This is a genomic window from Halarchaeum nitratireducens (assembly GCF_014647155.1).
In the GTDB taxonomy this organism is placed as follows: Archaea; Halobacteriota; Halobacteria; order Halobacteriales; family Halobacteriaceae; genus Halarchaeum; species Halarchaeum nitratireducens.
Genome location: NZ_BMOQ01000005.1, coordinates 163,486 through 177,134 on the forward strand (window position 1 = coordinate 163,486; position 13,649 = coordinate 177,134).

A 13,649-nucleotide genomic window follows, 5' to 3' on the forward strand; every position below is an offset into this window, starting at 1 on the left:
CCCGCACACATGGTTGCATTAGCAGATTTCCCCCCACGGGTGTTTCCACACGGGTGCGATGCGCCGCCTTGGTATCTGTCGCGCTCGAAATCGTCATTTGCGTCTGTGGAACAGCCTCGAAATCTGTGGAACAACACTTACAACGGGGGGTGTCGGGAGTCATCGACCCGACCACCTCGGTTCGGGGCCACGATCAACCGGCGGAGCAACGCGATCGCGTGCGTCTGGATCATGACTCGGCGCACGTCGTGGGCCGCCGTCGGCGCGAAGGCCGGGATCGTGGTCCGCCTCGGCGAGCACAGCCGTGTCGACCGCCTCGATGCGCTGGCCGTCGACGCTCTCGGCGCCGATGAACTCGGCCTTACGGAGGACACAGAGATGCGCGCACGGCACGCTCTCGTCGCTATACTTGTAGCCGTCACAGTCACAGTAGCCGACACGCGCCCCGCGTTCGAGGCCGTACGTCACGTCGTGAGCGGCCGCACCATCTTGGAGCATCACGACGAACGTCGTGGGCCCGCGACGCTCGATGAGCGCGTGGTCGGGATCAGCTCGCTGCCACGACGTACTCCCATCATCATCGGGATCGTCAGGATCGGGACGCTCGTCGTCGAAGTCGAGATACCCGCTCATCGATCGTCACCTCCCGAACACCGCAGGCAGACGCGACGTGTGAGCCCGCCCGGCGTCGTCGTCGTCGTGAGTCGCCCGCCACAGCTCGGACAGAAGCGGTAGGTCGCGCTCACGCCGACCACCTCCGTTGGCGCGCAGAATCGACCGACAGCGCGAGGCCGCCGGCCGTGACGTGTTGGTATCCGGATTCAGCGGGGGTACTCGGTAGGTGCTGAAGTCCAGAAACCAGACGGTAAACGGGTGTCTCTGTCCGGTTTTCGATTAGCGGCGATTCGCGGGGGAGAGAAGTGGGCGTTGCAGGTCTCTGAAACCGGAGCGGCCGCGCATCCGGCTGCGCGAAGTTTCTGCGGTCATCGCGGATCACCTGATGGGAACCGGAGCATTTCAGGGACTACTTTCTCCTTACACCAGCAGCTGAAGCAGAGGTCTCGGTGGGCGTCGAGGTCAGCACCGCATTCGTTACACTCAGATTTTCGAGCCCAGCGTAGTCCACAATCACCACACCACGCGGCTTTCTGCTGAGTGACTGATTCGTGAAGGTTCTCGCTTCCGCAGTTCGGGCAGGTGGCAGTCATAGAAACTCCCACCGGCGGTCAGCCTTCTCGCGCTTCGAAGCGCGGTCGTAGTGCTTGTCGATCATCGACTCGGAGGTGTCGAGGCGGTCGGAGACGACGCCGCGCGGCACGCCGTCGTCGCGGTACTTCGTCACGCGCGCCTTCCGTACATCGTGCGTCGAGCGCGACGACGGACAGCTCGTCATCCCGTCGTCTCGGGCGTACTCGCAGGTGTCCGGGTCCTTGTCGTGGGGACAGACGATACCGACCTTGCAGGGACGGGACCACCGGTAGAACGCGTTTCGCACCGTCGTATGCGAGACGCGACCGTACTTCGTCGTCACCAGTGGCGTCCGACCGGTATCGTCTTGGACGTTCTTCCGGGGACCGCCGATGTAGTCCTGGAGCGTCTGCGCGACGTCGCGACTGATTCGGTTGAACCGCTCGCCGTCTTCGTCGTTCTTCAGTGGCGTCCCGGTACTCGGCCGATGGACGAAATCGAGACCGGGCTTCTCGCCGTCGAGCTCGCAGTCGTGGAGGTCGAGCGCCCGGACAGCACCGAGCCGCGCACCCGTATGCCAGACGAGGACCCAGATTACGTGATCACGACTCGCGTACTCGTAGCGACGCAGGTACTCGATGATCGGGGGCACCCGGTCGGGCGAGATCGTCGAATCACTCACTTCGTCTGCCGTCGAGAGGTTTGGCAACGGCACCTTCTCGTACAAGTCCTCGGGAACCGCCTCAATCTGCGCGCAGAACCGGAGGAACGAGCGCACCGTCGTCAGCACCGAGTGGATGGTCTTCGGTGCGATCTCACCGTCTTTCCCCTTCGAGTAGCCGCCGTTGCGCCGCCACACGCGGAACTCGTAGAGGTCGCGTCCATCGAGGTCGTTCATGTTGTCTACGCCGCCGTGCTCTCGACACCACTCGACGAACGCGCGAAGGTGGCTTTCGTGCGAAGTTCGCGTCCACTCCGCCGAATCCTGCTTCATCGCCTCTAAGTGGAGTTCGACGGCCTTCGTCGGAGGAATCGGTTTCAGATCGGTCATGCACACACCTCTTCATCGAGACGTTGAGCGCACGACCGGCAGATTGGAAGGTCAAGACTCGCGTCGTGTCCGTCCGCAACGTCACGGCAGACGGCACACTGCGAGACGGCGGGTTTATCGGCTACCGATACGGTAATCGTCGTGTGGGCTTGCAGGCCCACGATTCTGGTTTCCGGCATCTGTGGTGCCGCGAAACCGCCTTCGGGGCGCGCTAGGACGCGTCCCGTTCTCCACCGACCGACGACAGTCATCTTCGACCAGCGACGGCTTCGCAGGTACACCATCACTCTCTCGGAACATCAATGTTCCGCCGAACCGCTAGGGAGCGTAGCACGTGAATTAGGTTCCCTACGCTCGGTTATGTCGTATGCGCTATTCGGGAGACTGGATGTCTCTCGTGGACGACCGTATCCTAGAGTACATCCACGAGAACGAATCCGGGTCTCCAAAGGAGATCATGGAAGAGGGCCGACTTCAGTACTCACGCCAGCACGTCGCGCGTCGTTGCCGAAAACTGGCGGAGAAGGGTCTCCTCAAGCATCTGGGGAACGCGGTCTATATGATCACCAACGAGGGAGAGGCGTACCTTGAGGGGCGTCTCGACACCCAGAACTGGGTCTATATCAATAACGGCGACGGATCGGCTACTTCAGGGGTCGAAGACTCTAAGAGTTCATCCGAGGAACAGGAATCCTAACCATGCGCTACTCCGCTCCCTGGATGGTTCAACTCGACGAGCGGATACTCGAACACCTCAGCGAGGTTGCATGGGCAGAGCCTGAAACGATGACCACGGCCTTCCGGTCGACCGAGTCACGAGCGAAGGTAAGGAGCCGATGTCACCGTCTAGCGGCTTCGGGACTTATCGGCCCCCTCTGGCTAAATTCACGGATGTATGAGATAACTACCAGCGGCCAGTTATATCTCAATGGCCAGATGTGCGCCGAGGACGTGCCAGCACCAGGTCCGGTCCGTGTCGGACCACCACCGAAGAAGAGCGAACGGCCCGGGTACACTTCCAGATAGCATGTACCGATTCGAACCCGACGAGATTGATAGTGAACGCGCGCACCACCAAGCCCTCTTACAGGGGTGCGAAGGTGAGGAGCTGAAGCAGAAACGCATCGGGAACCTCGGGGAGATCGCGTTCGAGCGGTTCTGTCGTGAGTACCTTCCCGCAGAGATGTGGACGTGGGAGAACGAGGAAGCGATTCGCCGCTGTAACCCGGAGAGCTTCTCGGGGCACGACTTCGAGATATTCGGCTACGAGGTGGACGTAAAGACCTCGCGCGACATCTCGGCGTTCACACCGCAGGCGCTCGCGGAGAACGACGACGAGGACGACATCATCGTGATGGCGTGGCACCGTGACAACGAGGACGCCCTGATCCTCCTCGGATGGGAGTGGGTACAAAGCCTCACGACGAAAGTCGAGATGGAAGAGGAATACACGGGCGAGACACCGGCGAAGCTCGAACCGATTGCGGCGAGCCCGATGAACGGTCTGATCGACCTCGGACCCAACACCGCACATCTGAACCAGATGCCGGAGAACCCGTTCGGGCCAGGAGATCGCGTCGAGAAGGTCGAGGGGCACCGTGGTGATCCCGCCGTCGTCGTCGAGGTGCTGCCACCGGAGACGGAGGCAAGCATCTACGGAAACACGATGGAGGAGGAAGCCGTGAACGTTGCGTTCCCGGGTCACCTAGAGGACGGACCGGGAGACTGGGAGACGATTCATCCGGCAAAATTAGCGTCGTATTGCGACGATCAGGATATCAAGCTCTACACGTACAAGCACTCGAATCTGGAATTCATATAATGTGGAGACACCCTCTAATTTGAGTTGAAATCGTCAGCTATGCGTTCAATATTGTATGTTGTAAACCCATGATTATTCAGATAATCTTCCATTTCTTCTGTCATTGTTTTTTCACCACTATGCTCCAATATCTCATCTAATGGAGCATTAATCTCATTATAGACCATCTCAGACGCTATTCTTGCATGAACGCCGAAGTGGTCTAGGTCTATATCATGTTGATCAATATATGGCTCGTCCTCTACAATGGCCCAATTAATTCTGTACCCATCTTCGGTCTCCTCCATCGCAGATACCGTACTTCTGTGAACAAGAAGACATTTATTTAGGATAGACTTCTGATTTTCTGACAGAAATATCTCAGATTCGCTGACAGCATCCGAAAAAGAATCTACACTATCTTGATATGATTGGTACTCTTCTTCGTCAACCGTAATATCTTGATTAGTCCTCGATAAGTACGCAAATGTCCCGAAGTCCCCCATTTCTTCAATACACCTATGTATCTCAACCAAACCATTGATCTTCTTGTCAAGTGTGTATTCAGCGACTTTCCGATAGCTAGCTCTCTTCTCTTGTATCTTCGTGTTTCTTAGATTGACATACGATCCGATTATTGATGCAGCTAATGTTCCACCAACGCCGATAATTGCAACTAATAAGCTAGTATCCATAAGCAATAGATTATAGTCAATCCTGATAAGGTTGTTCTCTGAGGATATCGTTTTGTCGCGTCCGTGCCGGGGCCCGTTGAGGGCCGCGGGCGCGGACGCTCGCGCGGAAGCGAGTGGGCGAGCGGGAGTGTACCGACACGTCAGGCATCGAGGTCGAAGACGGACTTCTCGTCAGGTTCGTAGGTGCCGGTGATTGCGGGGACGTTCCCGAAGGGAAAGTTGAGATCGCGCGCCCCGGACTCGCCGAGCTCGGCGAAGAACTCGGCAGAGTAGACGTCGTCGTCGCCGCGGCGCTGCTCGCGGTGTTGCACAATGAAGTCGTCGGCGTGCTCACGGACGGACTTGATGATGTCCTTACCGTCCTTCCGGTGGCCGATCAGGATGTAGCGCGCACCGTCCTTCGCCTTCCCGGTGATCAGCGGGTACATCTCTTCGTTCGCGGCGTAGCTGTTCGTCTGCCCGTCGAGGACGGTCGAGAGTTCGTCGAGGACGACGGCGACCTTCTCGTGGTCATCGAGGACGCGACGTAGCTCGCTCTTCGATTCGACGAAGACGGTGCGCTCTTGGAGCCAGTCGTCTTGCCAGACGAGGGAGGTAACGTTCGTGGCGAGGACGAGATCATCGTCGTCGCGCAGTCCGAGCTCGGCCATGACGAGCGCGGTCATCGTCTTGCCGCCGTCGGTGTCACCGACGAACTGCGCGAGATACCCGTCCGTCCGCATCCGCTCGACGACACGGACGAACGCCTGCAGAGAGGAGACGTCGGTATCGCGCGAGGTGAGCCCGGAAAGGTAGTTCAGCGTTTCGAGGTGGCCGTTTCGGACGGCCCACGTAGCGAGTTCCGAACCGTACCGTTCGACGAGCCGGCGACAGTAGGCCGTCGTCTCGAATGTCGGCGGGAGATCGACGCCCGTCGAGTCGTCGGCTTCGGCGTGGTAGTCTCGGATCTGTGCGTAGTGCTGCTTGTACCAGATGTACCGCTTCAGGGGTTCGCCTTGGAGGAAGGGCGCGAGCGGGAGTGTTCGACGATTGCTCGTCAGCTTCCCCTCGCTCACTTCGCGGAACTCCGCAGCGGTCACGCCATCGGCGCTACTGTCCACTGTCGTCACCTCCGACGTCGCCGTCGAGGTCCTGGTCGAGATCCACGGAGAGATCGAGGTCATCGAGATCGTCGCCAAGCGGCTGGGTGTCCGTCGACGGCGCGCCGTCCGCGAAGTCGTCTAGGGACGGCGTGTCCTCGCGTACGCCAAGATCGAAGTCACTCATGTCCTTCAGGCCGACAGCGAACTCGTCCGCCTCGGCACCGGCGATGAGCGAGCGACCGACGGAGACGGAGTTCCGAACGACCTTCGAGTCGGCGGACGCACGCACCTGGAGGGCGGACTGCACGATGGGGACGAGTTCGTCGCGCCAGGTGACGAGCGTGTCCTTGTCTTCGAGGAACTGCCAGTAGCTCACCGAGCCCGACCACGTCCCGTCGAGGACAACGATCTTCTCCGGGGATACCGATCCGTCGTCCTGTACGCGGTCGCGGGACTCGGCGTGCAGGCCTTCGGCGATGTGGACGGTTCGACCGTCGCGGGTAGAGTGCCGCCGGTCGAGCGACCCGTCTACCTCGGTGCTGGCGAAGAACGAGGGGCTGAAGAACTCTAGTCCGATTTCCTCGCTGTCGGGATCGGCGTACAGCACGGGACGAGAGATCCGTCCGGCGAGCACGTACAGCACGAGGAAGACGAGCGTAGCGAAGTACGGCACGAACCCGGACAGCACGAGCGTCGTGAGCGCGAGCGAGCGGGACGGAACGTCAGCGACCCAGACGACGATCACGGCGAGCAGACCGAGCAGACCGACGACGATGGGAATCGCAGCGACACGCAGCACGTCCGTGACACTCGAACGCCACGACGAGGTGGACTCGGCGGCCTCGCGCGTCGGGCTGGGTTCGGGATCAGAAGACACGGCGACGACCTCCGACGTACCGCTTGTAGCCGAAGCCAGCGACGGCCGCACCGAGTAGCGCGGCGAAGCCGGCAGCGAAGAACGTCACGATCCAGTCACTCCCGGACGGGCGACCCGGAAGCAACGACATCGAGGAGTCTTCGCGGGAGTAGACGGCCGGGCACGAGCCCGACTCGATACACGCGCTCGTCGTCGCACCGACGGACGCGCGACCGTCGACGCGATCCGCGGGCACGGCGACGGTTCGCGTCTCGCCACTCTGGAGGATGACGCGCCGGAACGCAGAGTGCGCCACGCGCCCGGAGCGTTGGGCCGACCCGGAGAGCGTGACGACGTGGTACTGACTCACCTCAAGCGTCACCCTCATCGTGCCGTCTTGATACGACCAGCCAGTGATCGTCGTGACGCCATCGACGGGGACCGGACCACCAGAGACAACGGTTTCGCTCGCCGAGGTCGCGTTCGTCGAGGCTGTCGAGTTGTTCGCCGTCGCGTTCGCTGCGGCTACCGGACTCGTGGCAGCGAGAGCCACGAACAGGACGACCAGTAGGACACGTCTCATAGAGCCATCACCGGAATCGAACCAGCGCGAGCCGACCACGGATGGCTACCGAGCGTCACCAGGGGACGCTCGACGACACCACGTCAGAGAGGAAGGATTTGAGACCGCCGACGGCCGCGTCCACGAGTCCGTGTACGGTCTGTCCGAGGGCACTCGTGAGAATCTGCCCGAGGTCGAACGCACCCGTCGCCATGCCGACGGCGGCGACGAGTCCGAAGACCGCGAACAGCATCAGGAGGATCGAGAGGAGTGGCCGAGCCATCGCTATCGATCCCTCTGGAGCGCGACGACGACGAGCAGCGAGATGATCGACAGGCCAACTACGAGGTAGATCGGCCCGTCACCGTCGAGCGGTGAGCCCGACGATGAACCCGACGGATTCGAGCCGGTAGCCTGTCTGGCCTCGACGTCTTCGATAAGCCGTTGGGTTTCGTTCAGCTGCTCGACAAGCTTGGTGACGTTGGTGGTCTGGTACTGTGAGCGGGTGGCGTTCACCGACTGCATGGACTCGCCGTTCTGTGAGGAGATCGACGCGAGGCGGAAGGTCCCGGAGTCCAGGGGAACCGTCTCGCCGGTGGTGGTGGCGAGAACCGCGGACCCGTTCAGTGGGGGCGCGGTCGCGTTATACGAGGTGCCGGCCGTCCACGTGCCGTTGGGAACTTCGGGAGCGAGGAGGAGGCCGTGATACTGTCGATTCTGGTAGTTAACCGTCATCGTCCCCGTTCCGTTCAGGTTCGGAGTAGCGAGGCCCATCATGGAGAGAGCGGCCACGGAGTCGTAGAGCGAGCCGGACTGGCCGGCCTGCGTGCCGAGTTGGAACATCCGGGTTTCGCGCGAAACGACCTCGGAGGCGTTGATCCGGCCGCTTTCGACGGCGGGGTAGGTGTTGTTCGCGTACGTCGAGAACTCGGTCTTCAGCTCCGCGGAAAGATCGCCGTACTGTTGCCAGCGGTCAGTGTACTTTGAAGAGTTAAACACGCCAGACTGGCCGATATCAGATCCTTCGGGCGAGTGAACAACGATCCGCAGATAGTTCCCTGACTGGCGTGAGGCGTGATCATCACCGTCGATGTCGCGCTTCGCGTGCGAGTAGTGCCCGGCACTAGACGCGTCGATGTACGGCTTCGATCCACCGAAGGTGAACATCTGGGTAGTCGAGCCGTTCACGTAATCGACGGTAACGGTCTTGTTCCACTCAGGAGAACCGGGATTCCCGTATTCATTGTTTGCAGCGTTTGAGGCAGGCGGACCGTGTGGAACGATGTCTACAAGGTCGTTGGGGATGCCGCTCTCGTTGGCGCCACGCTCATGAAGGTCGTAGGCAGCGTGTACGTTCACTTCCCAGGACTTCACGAGAGACATCTGACGCTTCGTGTAGTAGTCTTCGATGGCGCGCATCGCCTTCTCGCGAGCAACCTCCTTCACGGAGTCGTTTTCGAGGGCCTGATAGTACGCGACTTCAGCCTTGGACCAGGCGACGTTCCGTGTGTCGTTGGCGTAGTTGGCGGTGGAGGCGAGGAGTTGCTTGCTGCTAGCCTGCTGGGCGGCCGCAGCGTTGTAGATTTGGAGAGCGGTCTGATTGTCCTCGGCGTTCTTCACCTGCTGCACTTCGGTGGTGGTACTGCCGACGACACAATCGTCTGCGACGCCGAAGAAGTGGAGGACGCTGGCGAACGAACACGTCCCGGAGCCGGTAGCAGCGGGACCGTCAGGGGCGGCCGGTGAGGCGATCGAGCCCGCGACTGGCGCGGCGACCATCGAGGAGACGAGCGCGACGATGAGGACGACACGCCCGACGCGAGCGAGGGAAGATGTGTGCTCACTCATCGTTACCTCGCTACGATAGCTCCGACGACGATCTGCAGTCCGAGCACGATCCCATCAGACCACGGCGAGTACGTGGCCATCATCTCCTGTACGGCGGGCAGGAAAGCGTACGCGCCGAGAAGAAGCATCACCGCCGCGACGATGAACCACTCGCTCGCATGGTAGTACCGTGGGTCGCGGGTTGAGGACGACATGAACACGATGGCGAGAGCAGCCATCGACGCGCCCCACGGGAGGTACTTGTACCGCGTGAGGAGGTCGATGGCTTCCTGTGCGAGCCCGGTCATGACGAGTCCGCAGATCCCGAACACGAGCAGGCCGACCGAGGACAGAATACTGATCCGCTTGTACGCGCGGATCGTCGAGGCGAACCCGCCGGAGGAGGTCGCCATCACTCACCACCGTCCCGAACGCGGACCTCGAACCCGTACGCCTCCTGCTCCTCGCCGTCGTCGTCCTCGAAGGTGTACGGGTCGTTGTCCTTCTTGATACCGACCACGTCGCCCGGACCGACGTCCGCGTTGTCGAGCGGCCGCGTGACCGACGCGGACGCGAAATAGGAGACATACCGCGGCTCCTCGCCATCGACGCGCGTGAGGTGGAACCGATCACGCCCGTACCGGTCGGCGTCGCGCTCGATAGCACGGACCTCAGCAACCACGGAGTCACCGGGGTCGAGGTTCAGCACGTCGTCGTACTCTTCGTCGTCGTTACCGGAGGAGACCTCGGAGAGGTCGTCCCAACTCGGCTGTTTGCCTTGCGACATACGTAGCAACATTCAGGGGGAATCAGCTAGAACTACCGGTCCCCCCGATAGGGTGGATTAGACTTATGTACCACAGAAACACGGCTGAAATATATTGAAAAACATGAAGGTCCTGCCTGGGTGGGAAAATGAAGATGTAAAGAGACGATAACAAAGTCTATATGCACGGAATCGCTACCCAAGGATAGCAACCGTCGCGGTGCATCTACAGATGGCACCAACAATTACATTCGGTGAGAGTGCGGCTGAGTCAGTTGCGGAGCAGCTTGGGCTTAAGGAAAAAGATGGCGTTCTCGTTGATAAGGAATCTGAAAAGCCTGAAATCCCGAGCGATAGCGATGAGCCGATGACTCTCGAAGAATTCGCTGGCGCAGCTAAGGGCTCACGGGTATTCATTAAGAAGGACTTCAATTCTCTCTCGGCGTATGTCGAACAACATCGCCAAGATGATGAATAGTGCCTAAAGACGATCAGTCCAGCGATGAAGACGAAGACATATTCGCCACAGCAGTAGGTATACTACAGTCAGAAGAGGCGATCGCCTATCAGAACCAAGTAGTTGAAGTGGTACGACGTGGTCTCAGGAAGACTTTTTCACGAACCAAGCCAGAGAGCGACACACGTCAGTATAATTTAGATATACTGGATGACCCCGACCAAACGATTGAAATCGTGCAAAAAGGGAGTCAAACACAACCTTTCAAAAAAGACCGTCGTGGAAATGAGTCGATTATTGAGTTAAATCTGGATGCGTTCAACACAGACCAGAAAAATCGAATTTTACAAAAGGTTGAAAAGACTTATCAGGAACAGGGTAGATTGCTTTCTACAGAGCAAGAACCAGAGCTAGAAATTATACAAAATGCGAATGAAGACGATAGGAACCAAGAGATACTAGACTTTTTCGGGGAATACACTAGTAGCAACCAAAAGCAACTGCTTCAGCGGTCGCTATACATCCGGACTGCATGGGAATCGAATCGGTATATTCCCGACGAACAGATTAACCAGTGGAAGACAGATTTGGAGAACAAGTTCGGTAAGCCAGGTGAGAATGTACCGAACCTCTGTAGCTCTGGCTATTACGATCAAGATCGCGTGATGCGGAAAATTATCCGCCAAATCGCATCTACCTACGATCAGCGCGAACAGATTGAATACTTATATAATGAGGTTGTCATAGGAGAGCCGTTTGTTGTTTATGTTGGAAGGTTCGACAGTGAATGGAAAACACTAAGAGAATTAGTGAAGAAGTTAAAACAATATGATATCTATGAATATTCCGTTCCATTTGTTGACCTACGAGCGCGGGGAAAGCGAAACATCGAGGTCGCTGAAAAAGTTGTTGAAGAGGTAAAGGAATCAACAGCGGGGGCAGAATTTGAAGAAAGAAGGAATGAATACGAACGCTGTTATAGAATTGATCCAACAACGACGGATGACTTAGTCGCTTGATCAATGTCAGTAAGTGATTTTGAGCAATTACTCAACACGCCAAAGCTCTTCTTCTTTCTACCTTTAGTGAATGACACATACCTTCTTGCTACAACGACATACCCATATATGTTCGTCGCGGCAACCGGATCCGCGATCACGTCCGCATTCATTTATAATGCTATTGACGGTATTCCTGCTGAAGAGGCAAAGAACGTAGAACTTTTCGTGACGGTAATTGGTTGGGTCTGTGGGGTTTCCTGGATTATTCTACTCATTCATTCAATGTATCGTCTCTGGCTGAGCTTCTGTATGAATAGCATCGTCCATGAGGTACTGTTCTTTGGCACAGTTGGTTTTATCTGCGTCTTAATAACTGACATAATATTCTCTGAATCAGACATCTATAAAAATAGCATTTGAGATATTCTTTGATCCGTAAACAGCCGGTTATTGGTTTATCTTTCCTCCATCTGTTTAAATGCGGTCTCCAAGTGCTCCGGTGGGACACCAGCCTGCGCGACGACGCCCATCGGTGAAAGTTGCGTATTCTCCGCGAGCCGGCGAGCGCGGTCGAGCGCATTCGCAAGTTCGCGCTCCTCTTCGAACGACAGCTCCCGAACGACGGGATCGGGCGACAGGAACGATAGCCACTCGTCTACCGAGAGCGACCCGAGCGACCAGTTTTCAGCGGCGTTCGCAAACCGTAGCTCAGCGCCGTCACATTCGCAGCGCGACGGACACTCGCCGTTTCGCCACGCATCGAGGGAGCGAGAGAGTACGTCACAGGTACAGACGACGTACGTCGCGGGGTCGGAGAGAAACGCCGCGATCTCACCGCGCGTTCGTGGAAGTGTCTGAAACTGTAGCTCACGCATATCGACGCCGGAACCAGTCGCGGGCTTCTCCTTGCCGGACGACTCGATGATCGCGTCCATCCGCCACGATGGCGGGCGGGTAGCCGACTCGAACTCGGTACAGACGCCGTGGTGTGGATCAACTTTCGTCCCAAATGACGCCGCTGCGCGTGCAGACGGCCACCGGTTACCAATGTCTCCATCGTCCCACCGGTCGGTGTCCCCGTCGTCGTCGAGATCGCCACCTGACCCGTCGGCTGCGAGAACTCGCGCGCCGGTTTCTCGACGAGCCTCGGTCAGCGTGTCGTAGTGCTGTGGAATCTGCCAGGGCGAGCCACAACACGCGCACTCGAAATCGACGCCGCGCCGAGACGAGCGAACGATACGCTCGCCGTGCCCGACGTCTTGGTGCGACCGCTCCGACTCGTGTCGCTGCTTACAGGCGTCGGCGGCTATCGCGCTGTTCGCCGTCATCGAGCGCGTCGCCTTCTGCGAGCCGGTCGCCCACTGGGTCGCGGCCCACATCACGTACTGGTCCGAGCGTTCGAGCAAGTCCTCTTCGGCGGACGCGATGTACTCGGCGGCGTACGCGGACCACGACTCGATCTCCTCGTCGTCGTCACCGACACGCCGTACCGAGATCGCGCCGTCGCCGTGCGCGCTCGATCCCGCGAGGTCGCACACGTCCACGTGCTTGTCGATCACTTCGCGGAACGCAGCTTCAAGCCGTGGCGTCTGATCGCCCGCTCCAAGCGGGCCGGCATCGACCATCAGCATCACGTGGTGATGCCCGTACCCGACGTTCGGTCCGTCGCCGGGGTGTGGCTCTCCCTGCTTGTGGTACAGGTAGTCGGACACACCGAGCTTGTCGAGCTGATAGCGAAGCGCATCGTACACGCCGGCCGTCCACGAGTCGGCGATCTCGCGGTCGTGGTCGGCGGGTCCGATCCGGTCGCCGTTCGGTGTGGACGTACCGGAGAGAGTGAGTATCACCGAATGCGGGTTCTCGTACTCGGGGTTCGTTTCGCCGCCGGACGGACGTTCGCCACCGACGGTTTCGCGTTCGAGAGCCTTCAACCGGGCAACCTCGCGCTTACAGTAGCTCGGTTGCCATGAGTTTTCGAGGTCGATGGTGAACTCCTCGTACTCTGGTTCTCCCTGGTAGCCGCGAGCGAGACGGCCGCGACGTCCGCGGGCACGTTCGTACCACGCGAGCATCGCAGCGATAGCGTCCAACCACGTCGAGGCGCGGCGCTCCTCGACCTCGCTCACGTCGAACGTATCACCGGTCGGGCCCGGTTCGTTCACCCGGTACTCGACCCAGTCCTCTTCGACGACTTCCGAGCGAAGCGTCCGCCCGTTCGTTTCCGAGAGCGGCGTTATCAGCCGGCCACCGTACGCGGCCCAGATCTCTGCGAGCCGGTGCGCGGGATGCGGAAGGTCGCGCGTCGGGTCAACGTCGAGATCGTGCAAACCGTATCGCCGGATGGCCGTCCTGAGCGCCTGAGA

Annotated in this window: 14 protein-coding genes and 1 pseudogene; 4 read left to right on the forward strand and 11 right to left on the reverse strand. The window is 59.2% G+C overall.

Features of this window, described 5'->3' with window-relative positions; genetic code table 11:
• Window positions 1-159: 159 nt before the first annotated feature.
• Window positions 160-633: a hypothetical protein gene (locus tag IEX91_RS09920; RefSeq protein ID WP_188878697.1), complete on the reverse strand. Its 474-nt coding sequence runs from the start codon at window positions 631-633 to the stop codon at window positions 160-162.
• 571 nt (window positions 634-1,204) lie between these two features.
• Entirely contained in the window at window positions 1,205-2,239 is a 1,035-nt protein-coding gene (locus IEX91_RS09925; RefSeq protein ID WP_188878698.1) for a tyrosine-type recombinase/integrase, read from the reverse strand.
• Window positions 2,240-2,606: 367 nt separating this feature from the next.
• Between IEX91_RS09925 and IEX91_RS09930 the strand changes: the two genes are divergently transcribed.
• Together IEX91_RS09930 and IEX91_RS09935 are read left to right on the forward strand one after the other, a co-directional pair.
• Window positions 2,607-2,936 (forward strand): MarR family transcriptional regulator, encoded by a 330-nt coding sequence (locus IEX91_RS09930; protein WP_188878700.1) that lies wholly within the window; start codon window positions 2,607-2,609, stop codon window positions 2,934-2,936.
• A gap of 330 nt (window positions 2,937-3,266) precedes the next feature.
• Window positions 3,267-4,055 (forward strand): annotated as a pseudogene (locus tag IEX91_RS09935) (hypothetical protein); the annotation flags it as partial.
• Between the two features lie 20 nt (window positions 4,056-4,075).
• Here IEX91_RS09935 and IEX91_RS09940 read toward each other — a convergent pair.
• The 8 genes from IEX91_RS09940 to IEX91_RS09975 all read right to left on the reverse strand — a co-directional run bounded on the left by IEX91_RS09940 (window position 4,076) and on the right by IEX91_RS09975 (window position 9,849).
• The gene (locus tag IEX91_RS09940) at window positions 4,076-4,735 is read right to left on the reverse strand and encodes a hypothetical protein (RefSeq protein ID WP_188878702.1); all 660 of its coding nucleotides are present in this window, start codon (window positions 4,733-4,735) and stop codon (window positions 4,076-4,078) included.
• 140 nt (window positions 4,736-4,875) lie between these two features.
• Window positions 4,876-5,835 (reverse strand): hypothetical protein, encoded by a 960-nt coding sequence (locus IEX91_RS09945; protein ID WP_188878703.1) that lies wholly within the window; start codon window positions 5,833-5,835, stop codon window positions 4,876-4,878.
• Window positions 5,825-6,694 (reverse strand): hypothetical protein, encoded by an 870-nt coding sequence (locus IEX91_RS09950; protein ID WP_188878704.1) that lies wholly within the window; start codon window positions 6,692-6,694, stop codon window positions 5,825-5,827. The genes IEX91_RS09945 and IEX91_RS09950 overlap by 11 nt, the downstream gene beginning before the upstream one ends.
• Window positions 6,684-7,256 carry a hypothetical protein gene (locus tag IEX91_RS09955; protein WP_188878705.1) on the reverse strand — a complete coding sequence of 191 codons (573 nt, stop codon included), beginning with the start codon at window positions 7,254-7,256 and terminating at the stop codon, window positions 6,684-6,686. Before IEX91_RS09955 ends, IEX91_RS09950 begins: the two co-directional genes overlap by 11 nt.
• Before the next feature lie 55 nt (window positions 7,257-7,311).
• Window positions 7,312-7,518 carry a hypothetical protein gene (locus IEX91_RS09960; protein WP_188878707.1) on the reverse strand — a complete coding sequence of 69 codons (207 nt, stop codon included), beginning with the start codon at window positions 7,516-7,518 and terminating at the stop codon, window positions 7,312-7,314.
• A 2-nt stretch (window positions 7,519-7,520) separates the two neighbouring features.
• Complete coding sequence (locus IEX91_RS09965; RefSeq protein ID WP_188878710.1) at window positions 7,521-9,014, reverse strand: hypothetical protein; 1,494 nt, start codon at window positions 9,012-9,014, stop codon at window positions 7,521-7,523.
• A gap of 71 nt (window positions 9,015-9,085) precedes the next feature.
• Window positions 9,086-9,475: a hypothetical protein gene (locus IEX91_RS09970; RefSeq protein WP_188878711.1), complete on the reverse strand. Its 390-nt coding sequence runs from the start codon at window positions 9,473-9,475 to the stop codon at window positions 9,086-9,088.
• Window positions 9,475-9,849: a hypothetical protein gene (locus IEX91_RS09975; RefSeq protein WP_188878712.1), complete on the reverse strand. Its 375-nt coding sequence runs from the start codon at window positions 9,847-9,849 to the stop codon at window positions 9,475-9,477. Before IEX91_RS09975 ends, IEX91_RS09970 begins: the two co-directional genes overlap by 1 nt.
• A 211-nt stretch (window positions 9,850-10,060) precedes the next feature.
• Between IEX91_RS09975 and IEX91_RS09980 the strand changes: the two genes are divergently transcribed.
• Both IEX91_RS09980 and IEX91_RS09985 read left to right on the forward strand, forming a co-directional pair.
• Complete coding sequence (locus IEX91_RS09980) at window positions 10,061-10,306, forward strand: hypothetical protein (protein ID WP_188878713.1); 246 nt, start codon at window positions 10,061-10,063, stop codon at window positions 10,304-10,306.
• A complete protein-coding gene (locus IEX91_RS09985; RefSeq protein WP_188878714.1) occupies window positions 10,306-11,304 on the forward strand; it encodes a hypothetical protein in 999 nt (332 codons plus the stop codon). The genes IEX91_RS09980 and IEX91_RS09985 overlap by 1 nt, the downstream gene beginning before the upstream one ends.
• A 437-nt stretch (window positions 11,305-11,741) precedes the next feature.
• Here the strand turns inward: IEX91_RS09985 and IEX91_RS09990 are convergent, their stop codons facing one another.
• Window positions 11,742-13,613, reverse strand: a complete 1,872-nt coding sequence (locus tag IEX91_RS09990) for a hypothetical protein (protein ID WP_188878715.1) — start codon at window positions 13,611-13,613, stop codon at window positions 11,742-11,744.
• Window positions 13,614-13,649 lie beyond the last annotated feature (36 nt).

What these genes read in the sequence shown, in the direction of transcription:
- IEX91_RS09920 (WP_188878697.1), bottom strand. Translation starts at nt 633, where the DNA reads ATGAGCGGGTATCTCGACTTCGACGACGAGCGTCCCGATCCTGACGAT.
- IEX91_RS09925 (WP_188878698.1), bottom strand. Translation starts at nt 2,239, where the DNA reads ATGACCGATCTGAAACCGATTCCTCCGACGAAGGCCGTCGAACTCCAC.
- IEX91_RS09930 (WP_188878700.1), top strand. Translation starts at nt 2,607, where the DNA reads ATGCGCTATTCGGGAGACTGGATGTCTCTCGTGGACGACCGTATCCTA.
- IEX91_RS09940 (WP_188878702.1), bottom strand. Translation starts at nt 4,735, where the DNA reads ATGGATACTAGCTTATTAGTTGCAATTATCGGCGTTGGTGGAACATTA.
- IEX91_RS09955 (WP_188878705.1), bottom strand. Translation starts at nt 7,256, where the DNA reads ATGAGACGTGTCCTACTGGTCGTCCTGTTCGTGGCTCTCGCTGCCACG.
- IEX91_RS09960 (WP_188878707.1), bottom strand. Translation starts at nt 7,518, where the DNA reads ATGGCTCGGCCACTCCTCTCGATCCTCCTGATGCTGTTCGCGGTCTTC.
- IEX91_RS09965 (WP_188878710.1), bottom strand. Translation starts at nt 9,014, where the DNA reads ATGGTCGCCGCGCCAGTCGCGGGCTCGATCGCCTCACCGGCCGCCCCT.
- IEX91_RS09970 (WP_188878711.1), bottom strand. Translation starts at nt 9,475, where the DNA reads ATGGCGACCTCCTCCGGCGGGTTCGCCTCGACGATCCGCGCGTACAAG.
- IEX91_RS09975 (WP_188878712.1), bottom strand. Translation starts at nt 9,849, where the DNA reads ATGTCGCAAGGCAAACAGCCGAGTTGGGACGACCTCTCCGAGGTCTCC.
- IEX91_RS09980 (WP_188878713.1), top strand. Translation starts at nt 10,061, where the DNA reads ATGGCACCAACAATTACATTCGGTGAGAGTGCGGCTGAGTCAGTTGCG.